Origin of the sequence: Dyadobacter sp. CY326 (assembly GCF_021390515.1) — a bacterium.
Taxonomy (GTDB): domain Bacteria; phylum Bacteroidota; class Bacteroidia; order Cytophagales; family Spirosomataceae; genus Dyadobacter.
In genome coordinates, this window is sequence record NZ_JAJUXI010000013.1 from 112,346 (window position 1) to 133,241 (window position 20,896).

Here is a 20,896-nt window from a genome sequence, read left to right on the forward strand (position 1 = left end):
TGTAGACTTATTTTTTATGCATTCAATCATGTTCCGAAAAGTCAAAAACCTCCTTTTTCTATCATTAACAATGTCTGTTAGCGCTTTTGCGCAGCAAGTTTTGCCTGAAACCAAACATAAAACCATCGTCATCGCGCATCGTGGAAATCATGTTGCCGTTCCTGAAAATACGATCGCAGCCGCGAAGGAGGCAATCAAGGCTGGCGCGGATTATGTTGAGGTGGATTTGAGGACAACCAAGGATGGACATTTGGTTGTATTGCACGACGCGACTGTTGACCGGACAACAAACGGAGCCGGAAAAATCAATGCGATGACTTTGGAAGAGGTTAGAAACTTGCAGGTTTTTAATCGGAATAAGAAAACCCACGAGATTCCGGAGTTCAGGGATGTGCTGGCTGTTTGTAAAAACAAGATCAACATTTATCTCGATTTCAAAGCGGCGGATGTAACTGAGACCTGGAAGCAGATTAAAGAAGCGGGAATGGAAAAGCAGGTTGTGGTTTATTTGAACAAAGAAACCGATTACTATGAATGGACGAAGGTCGCGCCGCAGGTTCCTCTGATGTCAAGTTTGCCGAAAGATATTGATAGCAAAGAGAAACTGGTTGGGTTTTTGGAAAAGATGCATTTAAAAATAGTCGATAATTTGTCCAACCCAACCCTTTTGAAGGATGCTAACGAGTTGGGAGTGCAGGTTTGGCTTGATGTGCAAAGTGCAACCGAAGGACCGGTTTCATGGAAAGAGGCTATCGCGAAGGACGTTCAGGGATTGCAAACCGACCAGCCTGCTGCATTGATAAAATATCTTAAAGAATCAGGACTGCATTAATCAAGCCTTTTGCGTCGCTGCCACTAAGTTGACTTTGCTATAAACGGGACAATCGGGCGTGTGAGCGCCGGGCAGATAGCCAGTGCTCATCAGGAATTCGTTGACGATCTCGCCGCCTGTGAATTTAAATGTTTTCTTAAAAAGCCTGATCCATTCTTCTTTCGTTAAAGGATGATGTGCGTCAATCCATCCTTTAAATGAGCCGTAATCTTTTCTTAGGTCAAGAATTTTTTGTGCATTCACAATTGCTGCATTGATTTTCAATCGATTACGCACAATTCCTGGGTCCAGCAAAAGTCTTTCACGATTAAATTCGTCATATTGGGCGATTTTTTCAATTGAAAAATTATCATAAGCTTTTCTAAAACCATCCTGTTTTCGCAACATTAATGTCCAGCTCAGCCCGGCCTGGTTTATTTCCAAAATCAAACGGCCAAAAAGCTCGTCGTCATCCGTGATTTGAAAACCATATTGATTGTCGTGGTAATGTTTGTTTAGCAGAAAATCGGCAGTTTCTGAAACATTATTGTTGATATAGCTACAATAGGACATGACGGAAGATTGGTTTTAAAAACTTAATTTACAATTCCGATTTGCACTTCGGTAATGTTGTTTTCCGGGTTTTGGAAATCCATATTTAAATATATTTCCCGGTTTTGGCCTGTCATGATCAGTTTGTTAGACATCAGTTCTGAAATCAGTTCACCGTAAATTTTCCCCAAGCCTGCCCAACTTCCATAAAGCTGCCCGGCGACGCAGTTGAATGGTTCCAGGTATTTTAGTTTGAATTCAGAATCAGTCAAACGCGTTTCGGGAGCCGTGACAGGCAATGCAATTGTCAGGTGAAATTGAGTTTCGGGATTCCCGTCAGCGCCATTGTAAATCCAGTAAATCGGCCCCGTTATTTCCAGTTCTTTTTGGATGGCCTCGCGATATAACCGGTGTGCCACAATGCGGACGTAATCCATCAATTCACTCAGGGAAGTCTCGGTTTCGAAATATAGCACGTGGATCGGCTGAATTGTTTTCGTTTGCATATTTGACATGGATAATGTTGTATGCAAATGAAACAGCCCCTTATGACAACCGTATGTCAGTTGATTTTCTAAAAACTGAAATTTAATGCTTCATCCTGCGAACGGTCTTTTGCAGCCATGGATAACTTATATAAAGCGCTTTTGTGGCCCCAATTCCTACGCCTGCTCCCATGAGGACGTCTGCAAGCCAATGTTTGTTATTTAAAATTCTTAATCCGCCAACTGCGGTCGCCGTTCCGTAACCACCAATGCTGTACAAAACGCTTCGCTGGCCGTATTCTTCGTGCAGAATGGTTGCATTTGCAAAAGCTGTGGTGGTGTGGCCGGATGGAAATGAATAATAATCAGATTCATCTGGGCGAGGATATTTGATAACCCGCTTTAAACTTTGCGTCACGCCTTGCGCGATAATGTTGGAAAGTAATGCAAGAATCACCTGATCACCAAGCTTATGCCTGCCTTTCACGCCCGCAGAAGCCAGCCCCAAACTGATCACACCGGGTGCATAGGGCAAAAATTCATCTGCTTTTGAATGAAAATCCGGATATTTCGAATGCACGTCGTCGTGGAAATGTCGGCTGATTTTTCCCTGGGTGATCAGTCCAGCCAGAGCCAATGTTACGGGTGGAATGACATCACCAGCTTTGATAACCCAAAGCTTTGAATCCTTTGGAATGGAATCATTTTGGGCAAAAGCTTTGGAAGAAACAATTTGAAAACAGAAAATAACGCAAAACAGCTGCGTTTTGAGATAGCGTTTTACCATCACATTACGGCTTCACGAACGCGCACTAACCTTTCCAAAAGCCCTTCCAATTGATCCAAAGGCAGCATATTAGCACCATCCGATTTTGCTTCCGAAGGATTAAAATGTGTTTCGATAAACAAACCATCCGCACCAACTGCAATTGCAGCTTTTGCGATTGTCTCGATCAGCTTGGGCTTGCCGCCGGTTACGCCCGACGCCTGGTTGGGCTGCTGCAATGAATGCGTGCAGTCCATCACAACTGGCACGCCGAAAGCGCTCATTTCCGGGAGGTTACGATAATCTACAACCAGATCGCCATAGCCAAAACTGTTTCCCCGATCGGTTAGGATCACTGGACATTCTGGATTAACCTCATTGATTTTCTCAACAGCGAATTTCATGGAAGCGCCGGACAAAAATTGGCCTTTTTTAACATTAACAGCCTTTCCAGTTCTTGCTGCTGCGGCTAGCAATTCGGTTTGGCGGCATAGGAAGGCCGGGATTTGCAACACGTCAACATATTCCGCCGCAAAAGCCGCTTCGTGCGACTCGTGAATGTCGGTGACCACAGGCACCCCAAAAGTATTTCGCACTTCTTCCAAAATCTTCAATGCTTTTTCGTCACCAATTCCAGTGAAAGAATCGATTTTCGTGCGGTTGGCTTTTCGGTAAGAACCTTTGAAAATATAGGGAATTTTGAGTCGGTCGGTGAGACCAGTAATGTGTTCTGCAATGCGTAATGCCATGTCTCTGCCCTCAATTGCGCATGGGCCAGCCATCAAAAAAAATAGGGGAGATTCGGCGTTTTTTATATTAGGAATTGAAATCATACAATGCTGCGTCAGATGGTCAATGAATGTTTTGCGAATGTACGGCTATCCGTCAGGTTGTTAATAAGATCAAAAGATTTAGTGGGACAGATCCGTGGTAAACATTTGATTTTCTGGTTTTTTTATTTCCAATACATTAAAAGCAATAAAATGAAAGGACTAAAAAAATTTTGACAAAGTGAATCGAAATTTCTTTCTTTGTTGCGATTTTAACCAAAAAGTGAATATAAAATGTCAGCAATTGCAGAAAGAGTTAAGCAAATTATCGTCGAAAAACTCGGCGTTGAAGAGTCGGAAGTAACATCGGAAGCAAACTTCCAGAACGACTTGGGAGCAGACTCTCTAGATACCGTTGAATTGATCATGGAATTTGAAAAAGAATTCAATCTATCTATCCCTGACGATCAGGCAGAGAACATTGGTACAGTTGGTCAGGCTGTTGCATACCTGGAAGAAAACGTGAAGTAATTCGGTTTTTGCACCAGTATCATTTTATTTCTGTCCCCATTTTATGAGTTTGAAGAGAGTTGTAATTACCGGAATGGGTGCATTAACGCCCGTTGGAAATGATGTTTCTACCTTTTGGAAAAATTTGGTTGCAGGTGTAAGCGGAGCAGCTCCCATCACGCGTTTCGACGCTGAAAAGTTTCGCACCCGGTTTGCCTGTGAAGTGAAAGGTTTAGACGTTCATAATTACATTCCTCGTCAGGAAGCGCGTAAAATGGATCCCTTTACCCAATACGCCGTCATTGCAGCAGATGAAGCAATGAAGGACGCCGGCTTTGACGCAGATACGCTTGATCTCGACAAAGCCGGTGTAATTTGGGGGACCGGAATCGGTGGATTGAAAACCTTTGAAGAAGAGGTGATGAATTTTGCCGAAAATGGAAAAACGCCTCGTTTTAATCCATTCTTTATCCCCAAAATGATCGTAGACAGCGCATCCGGCGTGCTCTCGATCCGCTACGGTTTCCGAGGTCCTAATTTTATCACCGTTTCAGCTTGCGCTTCTGCAACCAATGCCCTCATTGATGCATTCAATTACATTAAGCTTGGCATGATGAACGTCTGTATTTCCGGCGGTTCGGAGGCAGCGGTTACCATTGCGGGTGTAGGTGGTTTTAATGCATTAAAAGCATTGTCTGAAAGAAACGATTCTCCTGAAACGGCTTCCCGTCCTTATGACAAAGACCGCGATGGATTTGTTTTGGGAGAAGGCGGTGCGGCACTCATTTTGGAAGAGCTGGAACATGCGAAAGCCAGAGGAGCAAAAATTTACGCTGAAATGATTGGAGCGGGCATGTCTTCGGACGCCTACCACATTACAGCTCCCCATCCAGAAGGCCTCGGCGCTCATATCGTGATGAAAAACGCGATTGAAAATGCCGGGATCAAGCCGGAAGATGTGGATTACATTAACACCCACGGCACATCTACGCCGATCGGTGACCCGCAAGAAATTAAGGCAATCGAAAAATTCTTCGGTGAGCATGCTTATAAATTGAACATTAGTTCAACCAAATCCATGACCGGGCATTTGCTGGGTGGCGCAGGCGCTATCGAAGCCGCGGCATGTATTCTTGCAATCCGCGACGGGGTGATTCCTCCCACGATCAACCATTTTACAGACGATCCGGAAATTAACCCAAGGCTGAATCTGACGTTCAATCATGCTCAAAAGCGCGAGACTAAAATTGCCCTGAGTAATACTTTTGGTTTTGGCGGTCACAATGCATCAGTCATTTTCAAAAAATATGAAGACTGATAACTGATTACACTTGGCAAAGCGCATTCTTATACCGATACTCTCTCTTTTCAGAACCGGAAGTGCTGAGGATAAAAAATTTAAAGAATCCATTGCGCATGTAATCGGCGACAGGCCTTCTAATTTGGGCGTTTACCAACTCGCTTTCCGTCACACTTCTGCCTCCAGAGAAACCGCTATCAAAGGTTTTCGCGAGTCCAATGAGCGATTGGAATATTTAGGCGATGCAGTTTTGGGGATGGTCGTTGCTGAGTTTCTTTTTACCAAATATCCTTACAAAGACGAAGGTTTTCTTACCGAGATCCGCTCCCGGATCGTAAACCGCGAGTCGCTGAATCAAATTTCCCGTAAACTAGGCCTCGATCGTTTGATCGAATATGATGGCAACCGTCGCGGCATGTCTCCACGCTCGTCCATGTATGGCGATGCGCTTGAAGCATTTGTAGGGGCGATTTATTTAGACAAAGGCTTTCGTTTCACGCGAACATTCATCATTAGCAAGCTCATTACGCATTATGATCTGGATAACATTATTCAGAACAATGCCAATTTTAAAAGCCTTATCATCGAATGGGCACAGCGGGAAGGCAAGGAAATCCGTTTTGAGATTCTTGAAGAACGCGGCACCCGCCATCACCGCGAATTTATTTCCCAAATTTTGGTAAACGACGAGCCATTCGCGCAAGGCAATGGTTTTACCAAGAAAAAAGCCGAGCAGTCAGCCTCCGAGCAGGCCTGCGCATTGCTTGACCTTCGCTAGTCTATTTCTGCTTTTCGTTTTCTGCAAACCCTGATTCCGGGTAATGTTACATTTTGTCTTGTTTTTGCGCATTGATAAGCCTTTATGTCAGGTGCAAATTAACTATTTTTATGTAAATCGGACATTATGTCTTGTTCTTTTCCGTTTTTGCATCTCGGAATGAGAATTGATATTTACCTCACATACCACGACGGTAAAAATTAGAAACAGACAATTAAAAACATAAAACCATGAGCACGTTAGTAAAAAACCACTTCGCAAATCCATCTTACGTAAACGGATTTTTTGGTAAAGACCTCTTTAACGAACTTGCAAATCCAGCATTTGCGGGAAGCGTTCCAGCCGTTAATGTTGTTGAAAACAAAGAAGGTTTTAGAATTGAAGTTGCTGCTCCGGGCTTGCAGAAATCCGATTTTAAACTGAATCTTGAAAAAAATCAGTTGACGATTTCAGCACAAAAAGAGCAGAAAGAAGAAAACGCCAACGAAAAATATACGCGCAGGGAATTTAAATACGCATCTTTCCAGCGCACATTCACATTGCCTAATTCAGTTGATGGCGACAAAATCGAAGCTAATTATGCTGACGGAGTTTTGAGCATCGCATTGCCAAAACGTGAAGAAGCGAAAGAAAAACCTGCTCGCACCATTGACATTGCTTAATCTAAGCAAATGATTTGAAGAGGCGTTATTATTTCATAATAGCGCCTTTTTTGTGAACAAAGAATGGAATAAATTGTTACTTGGATTGGCAGGGTATTTTAGTAGTTGAAGAATAGAATATCTGTGTTAAATTATGTTAAATGAGGCTTCTGCGGCAATAGTTTAGTAATGGCTTTGCGTTATTTATTTACAAAAATATAACCCCAACAAATTTTTATATGAAAACAAATTGGAAAGGTTTAGTGTTGGTTGGGTTGATTTCGAGTGCATCAACTCTTGCCGGCTTTAAGCTACTCGGTGATAACGATGGAAAGGACGTAATTTTGAAAGAGGCTCCTGCTGAATCAATTACGCGTTTTACATCAACTGGCACTCCGGTGGGCGCACCTGGTGACTTCGTTTACGCAGCCGAAGCGACAACGCCAACGGTTGTCCATATTAAATCGACAATGACACGCCAGGCATCTCGCGGACAACAGCAGATTCCTGATATTTTCAGAGATTTCTTTGGTGACGAGTTTGAAGGCGGGGGCCGCGGTCCTCAGTCGCAGGAAGCATCCGGTTCGGGAGTAATTATTTCGGCCGATGGTTATATCGTGACCAACAACCACGTTGTGGAAGGTGCTCAGGAACTGGAAGTTACGCTGCATAACAAGAGCAAGTTCAGAGCCAAAGTGATTGGAACGGACCCGTCTACGGACATTGCGGTTATTAAAGTTGAAGCAAAAGATTTGCCTGCTGTAACATTGGGTAATTCCGACGCGGTAAAAGTAGGCGAGTGGGTTGTAGCGGTTGGTAACCCTTTCAATCTTGAATCTACGGTGACGGCTGGTATTATCAGTGCAAAAGGTCGCGGATTGGGAATCATTGGCCAGTCGAGACGTGGTGGAGGTGTAACGCCTACATCAGCAGCCTCAGTGGATTCTCCACTTGAATCATTTATTCAGACAGATGCAGTTGTAAACCCTGGAAACAGCGGTGGCGCATTGGTTAACCTAAAAGGTGAATTGATCGGCATTAACACTGCCATTGCGAGCCCGACGGGAAGTTTTGCAGGTTATGCATTCGCAGTTCCTTCAAGCATTGTTAAGAAGGTTTCAAGTGACTTGATTAAATTTGGTAATGTGCAACGTGGTTATCTGGGAATTGCCCTGGATGATTTGGACAGCAGAAAAGCCGAAGAATATGGTGTGAAAGTAAATGACGGCGTTTACGTTCGTGAGTTTACAGAAAACAGCGCTGCGAAAGCCGGCGGTGTTGCCAAAGGTGACGTGATTGTAAAAGTGGACGGTGTGAACATTCACTCTATTCCAGAATTGCAACAATCAATCGGCTTGCACAAGCCTGGCGATAAAGTAAACTTGACTGTAAACCGTGACGGAAAAGAAAAAGAACTGGATATCACATTGCGTAACCGCACAGGTGGTTCCGATATTCTGAAACGTGACGAGTCAGCTTCCATCATGAATGCGTTGGGAGCGCAGTTTGGCAACCTGACAGATCAAGAAAAACAACGTCTATCTCGTTACAAGCTGGATGGCGGTGTGAAAGTTGTATCAATTGACGGCGGGAAATTTGCCCGTTCGCAGGTTGAAGAAGGTTTTATCATTACCAAAGTTAATGGTAAGCCTGTGCGTACGGTGAAAGAATTCCAAGCTGCGATTGCTGGCAAGGAAGAATCAATGGTGCAGTTTGAAGGTCTTTACCCAGACGCGCCATATGACGTTTATTCATTCGGATTCCGCTTGTAATATATATAGGTTCAAAAAAGAAACCGGCTGTTACGTTTATCGTAGCAGCCGGTTTTCTTTTTGTATTTTATTCAAAAATCTTAAAGCATAAATTTCAGCTTTACAACCTCTTTCTCACTCAAAAACCTCCATTTTCCACGCGGAAGGTCTTTTTTGTTTAATCCTGCGAACACGGTGCGGTCTAGCTTTTGCACTTCATAACCTAAGTGTTCGAACATGCGGCGTACAATGCGGTTGCGACCGCTGTGGATTTCAAGCCCGATCACCATTGCGTCAGGCGTAACAATACCCACTTCGTCGGGCCGGATAAATCCGTCTTCCAGTTCAAGTCCGTGTTGCAGCTTTTCAAAATCTTCGGTTGTAATTGGCTTATCCAGTTCTGCCTGATAGATTTTTTTGATTCCGCCCGATGGGTGCGTCAACTTTTCAGCAAGCTCGCCATCGTTGGTCAAAAGCAACAAACCCGTTGTATTCCTATCCAGACGGCCAACCGGATAAACGCGCTCCGCGCATGCACCCTGAATCAGGTCAAGCACCGTTTTACGCTCTTCCGGATCGTCGGTTGTTGTAATGTAATCCTTTGGTTTATTGATTAATATATAAACCATCTTTTCCGGGTTCAATGCTTTCTTGCCGTATTTTACAACGTCAGTTGGCAGCACTTTGTAACCCATTTCAGTGATCGTTTTTCCGTTGACAGAAATTTGTCCCGAAGAAATCAAATCATCTGCCTCACGACGCGAGCATATGCCGGCATTCGCAATATATCTGTTCAATCGAATGAGCGGAGATTCTGCTTTTTCCTTGCGTTTCGGCGCCGCTTTCTTCTCGTAACTCGACAGATTATAGCGCGGAGCACTTTCAAAACGACCAACCCTTCTGTCCAATCCGCTGCGATCTACTGCCTCGTGATTTTCATTGTTGGATTGTTTTTGGAAGTCATCCCGTTCTACACGCTCCGATTCATCTTTTTTTTTAAATTCTGGTCGGCCATCTCTGCTGCCGCGGTCGAATGAACGCTCGCCAGATGGTCTTGAATCACGGCGCTCGCCTTCTCGTGCAGGCCTATCCGTGCGTGGTTTGAATTCTCTGTTGCCAGCGGGTCTTTCGCCTTCTCGCGCAGGTCTGTCAAAACGGGGCTTGAATTCCCGGTCACCAGCGGATCTTTCTCGTTGTCCCGATTCTTCTCTTGAACGGAACGGACGAGAATCGCCTGTTGAAGCAGGTCTGTCTGAGCTTCTTTTTTCAAAACGTGGTTTTTCGCCTTCAAAACGGGGGCGGTCAGCGTCGAAACGTGGTCTGTCTGAATGTCCTCTGAAACCGTCCTTTTGTCCAAATTCCCTTTTGTCGCCTGCGCCTCTGAACTCACCGTCTCTTTTTGGGAATCGCGGTCTGTCAGAAGCAGGTCTGTCGGAGCCTGATTTGAATGAAGGTTTGTCGAAACGCGGCTTATCGAATCTCGGCTTATCAAATCGCTGGCCTTCGCTAGCGCCTTTTTCGTGGTCGAAACTTGGACGAGCTTTTTGTCCTCCATTGTCAGTATTGCCACTGGCAACGCGCAAACTTGATTTTTTAATGCTTGGTTTGCTGAAGCGGCTTTCAGCTTCTGGGCGGGCCTTTTTAAACGGATGACCTGCGCCGTCGCTGGATTTGCGGAAAGTTTTTTGTCCGCCGGTCGAAGGTTGCGACGCTTTTGGCGCCTTCGACGGTGTTGATGTTCTTTTTCTCATTAGGAATGCAGTATCACTACTGGAATTTTGTTCCTCTTACTATTTGCCGTGTCTTGAAAGTGATTCAGGGCATTATTTGAAGATTGCCACTAAAACCAACTTATCAACGTATCTGATGATCAGAGTACTAAGTATTTTAATTATAAGTTGACAAAGATACGGTAAATTTCCATGTAAATTTTTTCCGGCCTCTTTATGTCAATTTGCGTAACCGGTCGTTTATTAATACTATTGAGAAAATGCATGTTTTTAATGTTTTCTCAACACCTAACCTTCACCTATAATGATTTGAATATGTCTACTGACGTGCAGACGCAGCCTTTGTGGAAACCCGGACGGGCGCTTTTGGAACAGTCCAATCTGAAAAAATACATGGATTGGCTCTTCGTAAAAAAAGGTCTTTATTTCAGGTCTTACCATGACCTTTGGGACTGGTCAGTAACGGATCTGGAAGATTTTTGGGAAAGTTTGTGGCTGTATTTCAATATCAAATCACACGATCTTTATCTTGAAGTGCTTCAAAGACCGCAAAGCGGAATGATCGGGACGAAGTGGTTTACACGATCTAAGCTGAATTACGCAGAGCATATTTTCAGAAATAAAACAAGGGATCGTCCCGCGATTATTTTCCAATCAGAAAAGTCAGAATTAGAGGAAATTTCCTGGGACACACTTGAAACGGAAGTTGCGGCTGTTGCGGCTTGGTTGAAGCAAAGGGGCGTGCGGCCGGGCGATCGAGTGGCTGCGATTTTGCCAAATATTCCACAGGCTGTTGTCGCGTTTTTGGCAACGAATGCGGTTGGAGCGGTGTGGTCTTCGTGTTCTCCTGATTTTGGGAAAACAGGCATTACGGATCGTTTTTCGCAGATTGAGCCCAAAGTCCTTTTCATTGCTGACGGTTACACTTACAACGGCAAAACGTACGACATTACAGCATTTGCACAGGAGCTTTCTTTCTCCTTGCCAAGTGTAAAAGACACCGTTTTGATCAGCAATATCAATGCCGAAAACCGTCCAGAACGGCTTACTTCCTGGGAAGATATTTTGCATTTGAGGAACTTCGGACTTGATTTTGAGCCTGTTTCGTTTGATCATCCGATCTGGATCCTTTATTCGTCCGGCACCACGGCACAGCCCAAAGCCATTACGCACAGCGTGGGCGGCTGTTTGATCGAACATTATAAAGCGCTGATTTTACATCAAAACGTCAAACCCGGCGACCGTTATTTTTGGTATTCTACAACGGGTTGGATGATGTGGAATTACGCATTAGGTTCAATGCTCTGCGGCGCAACGCTTGTTTTGTATGACGGAGCGCCCGCTTTTCCGTCATCACAAGTGCTGTGGACATTGGCAGAAAAAGCAAAAATTACGCATTTCGGAAGTGGAGCAGCGTTTTTTATTGCTTCAATGAAAGCTGGCGTAAGCATTACTTCCGGAAATCTGGGATCTCTCGAAACAATTGGTTCCACGGGCTCGCCCTTGCCGCCCGAAGCCTATGAATGGATTTACAAGCATGTGAAAAAGGACGTTTGGTTGATCTCATTAAGTGGCGGAACGGACGTTTGCAGCGCATTTGTCGGAGGCTGCCCGATCTTGCCTGTTTATCCAGGCGAAATCCAATGTCGCATGCTCGGCTGCCGGATCGAAGCTTATAATGAAGGCGGAAAGCGCTTGATCAACGAGCTGGGTGAAATGGTGATCACGCAGCCCATGCCGTCGATGCCAATTTACTTTTGGAATGATCACGACCACGAAAGATATCTGAGCAGTTATTATGACATGTTCCCAAATGTCTGGCGTCATGGCGATTGGATTAAGGTCACGGACCGAAATTCCGTCGTAATTTACGGTCGCTCGGATGCAACATTGAATCGCGGCGGCGTGCGGATAGGAACAGCTGAAATTTATCGAGCGGTGGAAAGCATTCCGGATGTGAAGGACAGCCTCGCAGTTTATCTTGAAAAAGAAAATGGCGAGGGGACGATCTCGCTCTTTGTTGTTTTGGCCAAAGACAAGACGCTGACCGATTCGCTTAAAGCTCAAATTAAAGACGTGCTGCGCAATGAATACAGCCCACGGCACGTCCCGGACACCATTGAGCAGGTTAACGACATTCCCTACACGATAAACGGGAAAAAAATGGAGGCGCCAATGAAGCGGATTTTGATGGGGCAAGATCCCGCAAAGTGCATTAACCTTGAAACGATGCGCAATCCGGAATCTCTTAAAGCCTTTGTTTAGTCCAAAAAAGTTAGACTAATATCTAATAAATCAACTTAGGCGCACTTGCTTTAAGCAACCAAAATCGCTTACTTCACGTTAGAGAAATGTGCCTGCTGCAACCGGCATTCATACAACGCATTCAAATATTTTATTGGCATGGATCAACAAAAATCTCCCACTCCGATTCATAATTCCCGATCTGTGGTTCGCCTTCCCATCATTATAGCTATCACGCTGGCTGCCGGAGTGCTTCTTGGAAGCACTTTTTTTAGCGGAGGCCGCAAGCTTACAGACGTTGCAAAAGGCTATGCCAAGTATCGCGAAGTGTTGATGCTTGTTGAAAATAATTACGTCGATTCTGTTAATACAGAGGAACTTGTAGATTTTTCTATTTCCAAAATGCTGGAAAAGCTTGATCCGCATACAGCCTATTTCAATACTGAGGAAGCCACGGCCGCGCGCTCACAACTAGATTCGGGTTTTGATGGCATTGGTGTGGAATTCAACATATATAATGACACTGTTTACGTGGTAACCCCGTTGAGCGGCGGCCCATCGGAGGCGGCAGGAATTCAGAGCGGCGACCGGATCATTTCAGTTAATAAAGAAAATCTTTCGGGCCCTGGCGTTACCAACGCTCAGGTTTACAAGCTTTTACGAGGAAAACGAGGCACTAAGGTCGATCTCGCGATTGAAAGGGTTGGATTGGATGAAAAAATGAACTTTGCCGTCGTTCGCGACCGCATTCCGACTTATTCGGTTGACGCGTCTTATATGGTGGATCAGGAAATCGGTTACATTAAAGTGAGCCGTTTTTCAGAAACCACTTATGACGAGTTTAAATCAGCATTGAAAAATCTGAAAGCCAACGGTTTGAAAAATTTGATTCTCGACTTACGCGGAAATCCGGGCGGATATATGGAGCGCGCAACGAGCATGGCTGACGAATTTATTGCTGGCGACAAGCTTTTGGTTTACACAGAAGGCAAAGACAGCCGCTTCGATAGAAAAACACGCTCCCATATTGACGGCTTGTTCGAACAAGGACCATTGATCGTGCTGGTGGACGAAGGCAGTGCGTCTGCCTCAGAGATTTTGGCGGGAGCATTGCAGGACCATGACCGCGCATTGGTTGTAGGCCGAAGATCATACGGCAAAGGTTTGGTGCAAATGCCGATCAAATTGTCCGATGCATCGGAGCTTCGTTTGACCATTTCGCGCTATTACACGCCAAGCGGCCGGAGCATTCAAAAGCCTTACGAACTTGGAAAAGGAGAAGATTATAGCCAGGATTTGTCGCATCGCTATGAAAGCGGCGAGCTGTTTAATGTGGACAGCATTAAATTTGACAAAACAAAAATATACAAGACAGATGGCGGCCGCGTGGTTTATGGCGGTGGCGGGATCACGCCGGATATTTTTGTTCCAAAAGATACATTGATGAACAGCAAGTATTTATTTGAATTGTATTCCAAAAACATTATTCGTGAATATGCGCTGCGTTATGCCAATGCGAATTCTAAAAAATTGGAAAAACAATCATTCAATGACTTCCTGACTTCGTTCCAAATCTCTGATGCAATGCTTGCAGACATGGTTAAGGACGCTTCCAAAGCGGGAATCAAACCAAATGAAAAGGAGTTGAATCTTTCAAAACCACTTATCACTTCGCAAACGAAAGCGATCATTGGTCGCTATGTTTGGGGAAGAAAACAAAAGAATGGGCTCAATAACGAGATTTTCCAGGTGCTGAATCCGACGGATAATGTTTATGAGCAGGCAGTTAAGCTTTTTAGTCAGGCTGCGCAACTGGAAAAAGGGAAATTCAGCAGCATGAATATCCCGAAAAACAAAAAGTGAGCAAATATTGAGCTCACATTTATTGACGAATTTGATTTTATAATGTCTCGAATTGCATTGATTACCGGAGCATCATCCGGCATTGGAAAGGCCACAGCAGAATTATTTGCCGGAGCTGGAATAGACCTCATCCTTTGCGGCCGACGTCAGGAGCGACTGAATGAAGTGGCGGCAGAGCTGTCTGATAAAGTGAAAGTTACCACGCTGGTTTTTGATGTTCGGGATAAAGGAGCGGTGAAGGCAATGATTGGTTCGCTGGCTGATGATTGGAAAAACATTGATATTCTAATCAATAATGCGGGCAATGCGCACGGAATGGGCTCGCTGGACGAGGGTGACACAGACGATTGGGATGCAATGATCGATGGAAATGTGAAGGGATTGCTTTACGTTTCAAAGGCAATTATTCCGCTGATGCTTGAAAATGGTTCGGGCCACATTGTGAACATCAGTTCCATTGCCGGCAAGCAGACTTACGCTAACGGCGCCGTTTATTGCGCATCCAAAGCTGCGGTGGAAGTGCTTAGCGAAGGAATGCGTCTTGAATTGACGCAGCACGGCATCAAGGTGACCAATGTTGCGCCCGGCGCAGTGGAAACTGAATTTTCACTTGTCCGTTTCAAAGGCGATGAAGCGCGTGCTGAAAAAGTTTATCAAGGCTTCGATCCCTTACAAGCCGCTGATATTGCGGATGCAATTCTATATGCCGTGAATGCGCCGAGCCGTGTAACCATTGCTGACATTACAATTCTCGCCGGTGCGCAATCTGCTGCAACCGTGATCCATAGGAAGTAAGTATGAAATCCATTGAACAAAATGTCGTTGCTCCCAATTCAAGTGCAGCGACTGCCTCGCAGACCGTTTTCCCTATCCTACTTGCATTGAGCTTTTGTCACCTGCTCAATGACACCATGCAATCCCTGATCCCGTCGATTTATCCGATGGTTAAGGAATCTTTCAAATTAAATTTTACCCAAATCGGGCTGATCACATTCACGTTTCAAGTAAGCGCGTCCGTTTTGCAGCCGATTGTGGGTGCGTTTACAGACAAAAGGCCGCAGCCTTTTGCACTTGCCGTGGGAATGTGTTTCACTTTGCTCGGCTTAATTTCACTTTCACTTGCAGACAGTTTCAACCTTGTGCTGCTTTCAGTAGGCTTAATTGGCGTAGGTTCAGCTGTTTTTCATCCCGAAGCTTCCCGTGTTGCACGCATGGCTTCCGGAGGAAAACATGGCATGGCACAATCGCTTTTCCAGGTTGGAGGCAATGCAGGAAGTTCGCTTGGGCCGTTGTTGGCGGCATTGATTTTGCTTCCTTACGGGCGGTTTCAGGTGATTTGGTTTTCGCTTGTGGCCTTATTAGCAATCGTGATTCTTTCGTGGGTTGGTGGTTGGTATAAACGAAGTTTAGGGAATGCATCGGCTAAAAAAGCGGTCAAAACGCATCAGGAATCACATTTATCAAAGGGAAAAATTGTGTTTGCGATAGGGATTTTGCTAATGCTGATTTTCTCGAAATACATTTATATGGCCAGCATTTCGAGCTATTTTACTTTTTATTTGATTGATAAATTCGGCGTTTCCATTCAGAATTCGCAGATTTATTTGTTTGCGTTCTTGTTTGCAGTTGCAGCGGGAACATTCATCGGCGGACCGGTAGGAGACAGGATCGGGCGGAAATATGTGATCTGGATATCGATATTAGGCGCCGCGCCATTTGCGTTAATGCTTCCTTATGTCAATTTGTTTTGGACTGGCATATTAAGCTGCATCATTGGATTGATTCTTTCATCCGCATTCTCGGCCATATTGGTTTACGCCCATGAATTAATCCCCGGAAAAGTTGGGATGATCGCCGGCCTGTTCTTCGGATTCGCATTCGGGATCGCCGGAATCGGATCCGCTATCCTCGGCAGTCTCGCCGATAAAACGAGCATTGAATATGTTTTCTGGATCTGCTCCTTTTTGCCGCTTATTGGATTGCTAACAGGCTTTTTGCCTAATTTGGAAAAGGCGAAGGCGTAGAATGTACTAAGTTACGAATTCTCCGCAACCCTCAAAATCAAGTTCGGATCGGGGCAAATGTTTAGGTAATGAGCTCGGTCTTGAATGCTGCTGACGCCGGGGAAGTCGCCATTGTGATGTCCTATGTCACTGATGAGCTGGAAATGGAGGTGCGGAGGCCAGTCTCCGTTTTCGGGATAAGGGCCGATTGTGGCGAATTGCGTGTTGGCTGATATTGTTTTTCCGACATGCAAGTCGTCCAGAGAATAGAGCGAAAGATGTCCGTAAAGCGTGAAGAATGTGACATTATGCAGTTCGTGGCGCAAAATAATCGTCGGGCCGTAATCGCCGTAATGATCATTGAACGCAAAGCTGTGGATGGTTGCATCTAATGGCGCGTAAATGGGTTCTCCCGCATTTGCCCAGATGTCGGTTCCTAAATGAATGCTTCGCGGATTTTCATGATCTTGTGCAAAATGCTTTCGCTGACGGTAAATAACACGGTTTTCGTTATAGCCGCCAATGCCCATGAATGTGTTTTTTTCAAGCATTTTATCAAAAATAAATGCCGAAAAAGCGGAAGTTTCAGTCAAATCGTGCCGAAGCAATTCCGCATTCCCTTCGGAAAAGTCGAGGCGCTTGAATGGCTTTGCGCTTTGAGTCACGCTCGCAAATCCGGAATGATTTTGAAGAACTTCTAATAATGCCGACATGCGTTTTTTGATCAATGTTATTTCGGATCCAACGCCAGTCTAATGCGCTGCAACACATCCTGCAAGTGATATTTTGTGATCTTGTCGGTCGACTTTGCAATTGCGCCTTGCAAGGCTGGCTTCAAACTTTCCAAATGAGCCCTGGCAACGGAAGGCAAGTCCGTTTCTTCTAATTCTACCACGCGCGTTGAATATCCATAAGTGGTTCCCACCGGCACAGAAAGCACATTTGCTCTGCCGGGCTTCAAAAGATCGATCAATTTCTCGATATAAACCTTTTGTAAATTTCTGCGGTGCAAATCAATGCTTTTACCAGCCTTCACTTCCGACCATATGCCACTTTCCAGATCTGTAAAAAGGTCGTCCAGCGTGTAGTTTTTGCTAGAAATGCCCGTTTCCATCAGTCTTACAGCTCGGTCACCAGCAAAAAGGGTTGTCAATGCATATTCCTGCAAAGCCTTAATGGCCTCAACGCCCGTTTCCGGTTTAATTTTACTTAAAATATTCTGATCTAAAAGCCAGGTCGGCGTTTTGAACAATTGATTATTCAGGAATGCAACTGCTTCTTGCTGAGTCGCTTTTGGAACAGTTTCAAATGTTGAGCCCTCCATATCATAAGTCGTTGGATTGTCATAAATCCCACCCACGTTTTTTATCACGTGGCCCAGATAACGGCGATATTGTGAAATGACACTGGCATAAATTTCGTCAAGCTCCTTGTAACTTTCGCCGTCTTCCCAGCTCCATTCAATGAGGTGAGGGATAATTCTTTTTAGGTTTTTAATGCCATATTCCGACGCTTTCATCGCATTGTCGCCTAAATCTTCCGTCTGGTAACGTGGATCGTAAGGGCTTATCTCCGTCCCGAAGTGCAAACGTGTGTCCTGGTAAGCCTCTTTGGTCAGCTCATTCAACATTGCTTTTTCGCATTTCGCATCACTGGCGTCAGCAAAATTGCTGTAACCCCACCGGATTGCCCATTTGTCATAATCCCCAATTCTTGGAAAAAGGTTGGTAATGCCATCTTCCGGCTGCGCAACGTAATTGAACCTGGCATAATCCATGATCGAAGCCGTGTGACCATGTTCTTCTATCCACGCTTTATCGCGCAGTTTTTCAACCGGCGTTGCCGAACTCGCGCCCATATTGTGCCTGAGTCCAAGCGTGTGGCCGATTTCATGGGAAGAAACAAAGCGCACGAGCTGGCCCATTAATTCATCATCAAACTTCTTCGTACGCGCCTTTGGGTCCACAGCCGCACCCTGGATAATGTACCAATTGCGAAGCAGACGCATGACATTGTGATACCAGCCAATGTGGCTTTCCAGAATCTCGCCGCTTCTTGGGTCATGCACATTGGGTCCGTAAGCATTTTGAATATCGGCTGCGAAGTAACGAATTACCGAGTAACGCGCATCTTCCAAACTCATGGTTGTGTCGCTTTCCGGCCAGTATTCGCCTCTTATGGCATTTTTCCAACCTGCTTCTTCAAAGGCAACCTGCCAGTCATCCACACCGGCTTTCAGATATTTACGCCATTTTTCAGGCGTTGCCGGATCAATGTAATAAACGATCGGTTTTTTTGGTTCAATCAATTCACCATTCTTCTGACGTGCCGCATCTTCCGCATTTTTCGGCTCCAAACGCCATCTTACGGCAAAAACCTCCGTGTCGGATCGCTGCGATTCTTCACCGAAAACTGCATATTGATTGGCAAAATAACCGACTCTGCTATCAAAGATCCTTTTCCGCATGGGCTTGTCCGGAAGCAGAATCAATGATGTGTTCATTTCCATCGTCACCACGCCTGCGTCCAATCCCGAGGGCAAATATTGTCCGATCGTTGGGGCTGGCGATGTTGAAATCAATTGTGGCGTGACTGTAAATGTCTTTACCGTCCTGATTTCAGTGTTTATAGGATATGAACGGATTTTCTCAATGTATGAAGCTTCCTTCTTAAATGAAGATAATTTCAGAAGCTGCTTGCTAACGGAACTTAGTGAAAACACTTGATTATCAGCATTGAAAAAGTCAGTTACATCAATGACTGAGGATTTTTCCTTAGGCTCTTTTTTTGCGGCTTTAATGTCAAAAACGCCAATAATCGGATCGGAGTTGGAATTTTTTACGGCCTGGAAAATAGGTTTGGTGCTGTCCGGACTTGCGACAACAACAGTCACAGATCGCAGCAACAGATTGTCGTCCAATCCTTTTTCCCAACGAATCACCTGGCGGTTTACTTCTTCGCCACCAAAAATCCCGCCGCCAGCAGCCGTCTTCGCATAACGCGTGACGGCCATAATGTCCTTATTAAGCAATGAGTCAGGGATTTCAAAATACCACTTTTCATCCATTTTATACACCGAAATCATCCCTTTTTGACTTACTGCACTGGTGTCGATCAAGTCTTCGAAATCCTTGGGGGCTTTTTTCTTTTCGTCTTTCAGCTTTTCCTTAACGGCAGTTGCCATTGCATCAACGGCTTTCTCAATCTTAACATCTTCCTTCTTTTCTTGCTTCTTTCTTTTTTGGGCATGAACCTGGTTTAGGCATAGAAACGTAAGTCCTGATAACAGGAGGTAACGAAAAAATTTCATTAGAGTTGGTTTGGGTTTTTTACTTACAAAAATAGAAGATTGCCGCAATGGACAACAAATTAATTCGGGCTCATTTGTAAAATTTCAGAGACGTTTATTGGGAGATCAATTCCGCAAGCACACCTTCTTTCAATGCATAGCTCGAAATCTGTATGTCACTGATTCCATAGCTTTTAAGCACATAATCGATCAGGCAAACGGCAACGACGATCATGTCAACGCGAAGTTCGATCATGCCGGGAATTTGTAATCTTTCCTCATGATTACCAGAAAGAATGAGGGCAAAAATTCGGTAAAATTCTTCGATCGGCAGTTTAAAATCCGTCTGGGTTTTGGGTGGCCAGTTGTTAAGGCGGAAGTGGAAATCAATGTCAACCAATGTATCAAACGTTCCCGAAGATCCAACGAGTTTTTCGGGAGAATATTGGTGAACCGCGTTATGAAGTGGGATAAGATTTTCCTGGAAATGATTGTACAGTTTATTTCTGTCTGCCTGCGAAAGCGGATCGTTGCGCATGAATTTCTCCATCAGCCGCTGACCACCAATTTCGAAGCTTTGTTTCCAAAAAATTTGTGTGTTGTTTCCAATGATGAATTCGACGCTTCCGCCGCCAATGTCCATAATTAAGGAAGGCGCATTGCCAATGTTGGCACCATAACGAACGCCTCTATAAATGTATTCGGCCTCGCGGTTTCCGTCAATGACTGTAATGTTAATCCGAGTTTTTTCTAAAATTTCAGTGCAAAAATCGGCTTTGTTTTCTGCATTGCGAATGGCGCTTGTGCCAAAAGCGAATGTATTTTGATCCGTAACGCCATGCAGGTCCAGCTGTTCGCGGAAATATTGCAAAACGCCAAGTGCGCGTTCGAGTGCTTCCGGTGTGATGATTTTCTTGTTAATGCCGCCCAGGCCGATGCGCGCCGGCCTGCTTTCGTGGAAAACAGGGGTGATGGCGCTTCCATTCCTGTCCACAATCAGCAAGTGAAATGTGTTTGTTCCCAAGTCAATGATCCCCAGACGCGCGCTCATATTGATTATTTATTCGGTTAAATGCTTTTTTGGTGCAATGATCACAAAAATAACCTAATAATAATTACTTATTTCTTGATTTTCTGTTTGATATATTCTTTCTTTGCAGTCCGATTTCAGAAACCAATTCAAAGAACATTATATTCTATAAGCATGCTTATTATAAACATTAAAGACAACGAATCGATTGACCGCGCTCTTAAGCGTTACAAGAAGAAATTTGAAAGAACTGGAACAATGCGCCAGCTTCGTGCGCGTACTGCTTTCGAAAAACCATCTGTAAGACGTCGCTTCGAAGTTTTGCGTGCAGTTTACAAAGAAAAAACTTACGGTCATTTAGAAGACTAGTTCC

19 protein-coding genes are annotated in these 20,896 nt (G+C 44.7%); 11 read left to right on the top strand and 8 right to left on the bottom strand.

What is annotated here, in order from left to right; translation table 11 throughout:
- Window positions 1-28: 28 nt before the first annotated feature.
- Window positions 29-832 carry a glycerophosphodiester phosphodiesterase family protein gene (locus LZG73_RS23575; protein WP_233855074.1) on the top strand — a complete coding sequence of 268 codons (804 nt, stop codon included), beginning with the start codon at window positions 29-31 and terminating at the stop codon, window positions 830-832.
- Here the strand turns inward: LZG73_RS23575 and LZG73_RS23580 are convergent, their stop codons facing one another.
- From LZG73_RS23580 to kdsA, 4 genes are all read right to left on the bottom strand, one after another.
- Window positions 833-1,384: a DNA-3-methyladenine glycosylase I gene (locus LZG73_RS23580; protein WP_233855076.1), complete on the bottom strand. Its 552-nt coding sequence runs from the start codon at window positions 1,382-1,384 to the stop codon at window positions 833-835.
- 23 nt (window positions 1,385-1,407) lie between these two features.
- Complete coding sequence (locus LZG73_RS23585) at window positions 1,408-1,869, bottom strand: GyrI-like domain-containing protein (RefSeq protein WP_233855078.1); 462 nt, start codon at window positions 1,867-1,869, stop codon at window positions 1,408-1,410.
- Window positions 1,870-1,951: 82 nt separating this feature from the next.
- Window positions 1,952-2,635 carry a phosphatase PAP2 family protein gene (locus LZG73_RS23590; protein ID WP_233855080.1) on the bottom strand — a complete coding sequence of 228 codons (684 nt, stop codon included), beginning with the start codon at window positions 2,633-2,635 and terminating at the stop codon, window positions 1,952-1,954.
- Window positions 2,635-3,447 carry a 3-deoxy-8-phosphooctulonate synthase gene (gene kdsA, locus LZG73_RS23595; RefSeq protein WP_233855082.1) on the bottom strand — a complete coding sequence of 271 codons (813 nt, stop codon included), beginning with the start codon at window positions 3,445-3,447 and terminating at the stop codon, window positions 2,635-2,637. The genes LZG73_RS23590 and kdsA overlap by 1 nt, the downstream gene beginning before the upstream one ends.
- Window positions 3,448-3,678: 231 nt before the next feature.
- Here kdsA and LZG73_RS23600 point away from each other — a divergent pair, with 231 nt between their 5' ends.
- From LZG73_RS23600 to LZG73_RS23620, 5 genes are all read left to right on the top strand, one after another.
- Entirely contained in the window at window positions 3,679-3,915 is a 237-nt protein-coding gene (locus LZG73_RS23600; protein ID WP_026629555.1) for an acyl carrier protein, read from the top strand.
- 43 nt (window positions 3,916-3,958) lie between these two features.
- Window positions 3,959-5,212: a beta-ketoacyl-ACP synthase II gene (gene fabF, locus LZG73_RS23605; RefSeq protein ID WP_233855084.1), complete on the top strand. Its 1,254-nt coding sequence runs from the start codon at window positions 3,959-3,961 to the stop codon at window positions 5,210-5,212.
- 13 nt (window positions 5,213-5,225) lie between these two features.
- The gene (rnc, locus tag LZG73_RS23610; protein WP_233855086.1) at window positions 5,226-5,972 is read left to right on the top strand and encodes a ribonuclease III; all 747 of its coding nucleotides are present in this window, start codon (window positions 5,226-5,228) and stop codon (window positions 5,970-5,972) included.
- A gap of 230 nt (window positions 5,973-6,202) precedes the next feature.
- Entirely contained in the window at window positions 6,203-6,634 is a 432-nt protein-coding gene (locus LZG73_RS23615; protein ID WP_233855088.1) for an Hsp20/alpha crystallin family protein, read from the top strand.
- 218 nt (window positions 6,635-6,852) lie between these two features.
- A complete protein-coding gene (locus LZG73_RS23620; protein ID WP_233855090.1) occupies window positions 6,853-8,385 on the top strand; it encodes a Do family serine endopeptidase in 1,533 nt (510 codons plus the stop codon).
- Window positions 8,386-8,465: 80 nt separating this feature from the next.
- Here LZG73_RS23620 and LZG73_RS23625 read toward each other — a convergent pair whose 3' ends face one another.
- Entirely contained in the window at window positions 8,466-10,115 is a 1,650-nt protein-coding gene (locus tag LZG73_RS23625) for a pseudouridine synthase (protein ID WP_233855092.1), read from the bottom strand.
- 294 nt (window positions 10,116-10,409) lie between these two features.
- Between LZG73_RS23625 and LZG73_RS23630 the strand changes: the two genes are divergently transcribed.
- The 4 genes from LZG73_RS23630 to LZG73_RS23645 all read left to right on the top strand — a co-directional run bounded on the left by LZG73_RS23630 (window position 10,410) and on the right by LZG73_RS23645 (window position 16,225).
- Entirely contained in the window at window positions 10,410-12,359 is a 1,950-nt protein-coding gene (locus LZG73_RS23630) for an acetoacetate--CoA ligase (RefSeq protein ID WP_233855094.1), read from the top strand.
- Between the two features lie 138 nt (window positions 12,360-12,497).
- Window positions 12,498-14,201 carry a S41 family peptidase gene (locus LZG73_RS23635; RefSeq protein ID WP_233855096.1) on the top strand — a complete coding sequence of 568 codons (1,704 nt, stop codon included), beginning with the start codon at window positions 12,498-12,500 and terminating at the stop codon, window positions 14,199-14,201.
- Between the two features lie 42 nt (window positions 14,202-14,243).
- Window positions 14,244-14,996, top strand: coding sequence for an SDR family NAD(P)-dependent oxidoreductase (locus LZG73_RS23640; protein ID WP_233855098.1), 753 nt, complete (start codon window positions 14,244-14,246; stop codon window positions 14,994-14,996).
- A 2-nt stretch (window positions 14,997-14,998) separates the two neighbouring features.
- Window positions 14,999-16,225 (top strand): MFS transporter, encoded by a 1,227-nt coding sequence (locus tag LZG73_RS23645; RefSeq protein ID WP_233855100.1) that lies wholly within the window; start codon window positions 14,999-15,001, stop codon window positions 16,223-16,225.
- 11 nt (window positions 16,226-16,236) lie between these two features.
- Here LZG73_RS23645 and LZG73_RS23650 read toward each other — a convergent pair whose 3' ends face one another.
- The 3 genes from LZG73_RS23650 to LZG73_RS23660 all read right to left on the bottom strand — a co-directional run bounded on the left by LZG73_RS23650 (window position 16,237) and on the right by LZG73_RS23660 (window position 20,544).
- On the bottom strand, window positions 16,237-16,917 hold the full coding sequence (locus tag LZG73_RS23650; RefSeq protein WP_233855101.1) for a peptidoglycan DD-metalloendopeptidase family protein: 681 nt from the start codon (window positions 16,915-16,917) through the stop codon (window positions 16,237-16,239).
- Window positions 16,918-16,934: 17 nt separating this feature from the next.
- Complete coding sequence (locus tag LZG73_RS23655) at window positions 16,935-19,514, bottom strand: zinc-dependent metalloprotease (protein WP_233855102.1); 2,580 nt, start codon at window positions 19,512-19,514, stop codon at window positions 16,935-16,937.
- Between the two features lie 94 nt (window positions 19,515-19,608).
- Window positions 19,609-20,544 (bottom strand): phosphatase, encoded by a 936-nt coding sequence (locus tag LZG73_RS23660; protein WP_233855103.1) that lies wholly within the window; start codon window positions 20,542-20,544, stop codon window positions 19,609-19,611.
- Window positions 20,545-20,697: 153 nt separating this feature from the next.
- Between LZG73_RS23660 and rpsU the strand changes: the two genes are divergently transcribed.
- A complete protein-coding gene (rpsU, locus tag LZG73_RS23665) occupies window positions 20,698-20,892 on the top strand; it encodes a 30S ribosomal protein S21 (protein WP_026629542.1) in 195 nt (64 codons plus the stop codon).
- The last annotated feature ends 4 nt before the right edge of the window (window positions 20,893-20,896 follow it).

What these genes read in the sequence shown, in the direction of transcription:
- LZG73_RS23575 (WP_233855074.1), top strand. Translation starts at nt 29, where the DNA reads ATGTTCCGAAAAGTCAAAAACCTCCTTTTTCTATCATTAACAATGTCT.
- LZG73_RS23580 (WP_233855076.1), bottom strand. Translation starts at nt 1,384, where the DNA reads ATGTCCTATTGTAGCTATATCAACAATAATGTTTCAGAAACTGCCGAT.
- LZG73_RS23585 (WP_233855078.1), bottom strand. Translation starts at nt 1,869, where the DNA reads ATGCAAACGAAAACAATTCAGCCGATCCACGTGCTATATTTCGAAACC.
- LZG73_RS23590 (WP_233855080.1), bottom strand. Translation starts at nt 2,635, where the DNA reads ATGGTAAAACGCTATCTCAAAACGCAGCTGTTTTGCGTTATTTTCTGT.
- kdsA (WP_233855082.1), bottom strand. Translation starts at nt 3,447, where the DNA reads ATGATTTCAATTCCTAATATAAAAAACGCCGAATCTCCCCTATTTTTT.
- LZG73_RS23600 (WP_026629555.1), top strand. Translation starts at nt 3,679, where the DNA reads ATGTCAGCAATTGCAGAAAGAGTTAAGCAAATTATCGTCGAAAAACTC.
- fabF (WP_233855084.1), top strand. Translation starts at nt 3,959, where the DNA reads ATGAGTTTGAAGAGAGTTGTAATTACCGGAATGGGTGCATTAACGCCC.
- LZG73_RS23615 (WP_233855088.1), top strand. Translation starts at nt 6,203, where the DNA reads ATGAGCACGTTAGTAAAAAACCACTTCGCAAATCCATCTTACGTAAAC.
- LZG73_RS23620 (WP_233855090.1), top strand. Translation starts at nt 6,853, where the DNA reads ATGAAAACAAATTGGAAAGGTTTAGTGTTGGTTGGGTTGATTTCGAGT.
- LZG73_RS23625 (WP_233855092.1), bottom strand. Translation starts at nt 10,115, where the DNA reads ATGAGAAAAAGAACATCAACACCGTCGAAGGCGCCAAAAGCGTCGCAA.
- LZG73_RS23630 (WP_233855094.1), top strand. Translation starts at nt 10,410, where the DNA reads ATGTCTACTGACGTGCAGACGCAGCCTTTGTGGAAACCCGGACGGGCG.
- LZG73_RS23635 (WP_233855096.1), top strand. Translation starts at nt 12,498, where the DNA reads ATGGATCAACAAAAATCTCCCACTCCGATTCATAATTCCCGATCTGTG.
- LZG73_RS23640 (WP_233855098.1), top strand. Translation starts at nt 14,244, where the DNA reads ATGTCTCGAATTGCATTGATTACCGGAGCATCATCCGGCATTGGAAAG.
- LZG73_RS23645 (WP_233855100.1), top strand. Translation starts at nt 14,999, where the DNA reads ATGAAATCCATTGAACAAAATGTCGTTGCTCCCAATTCAAGTGCAGCG.
- LZG73_RS23650 (WP_233855101.1), bottom strand. Translation starts at nt 16,917, where the DNA reads ATGTCGGCATTATTAGAAGTTCTTCAAAATCATTCCGGATTTGCGAGC.
- LZG73_RS23655 (WP_233855102.1), bottom strand. Translation starts at nt 19,514, where the DNA reads ATGAAATTTTTTCGTTACCTCCTGTTATCAGGACTTACGTTTCTATGC.
- LZG73_RS23660 (WP_233855103.1), bottom strand. Translation starts at nt 20,544, where the DNA reads ATGAGCGCGCGTCTGGGGATCATTGACTTGGGAACAAACACATTTCAC.
- rpsU (WP_026629542.1), top strand. Translation starts at nt 20,698, where the DNA reads ATGCTTATTATAAACATTAAAGACAACGAATCGATTGACCGCGCTCTT.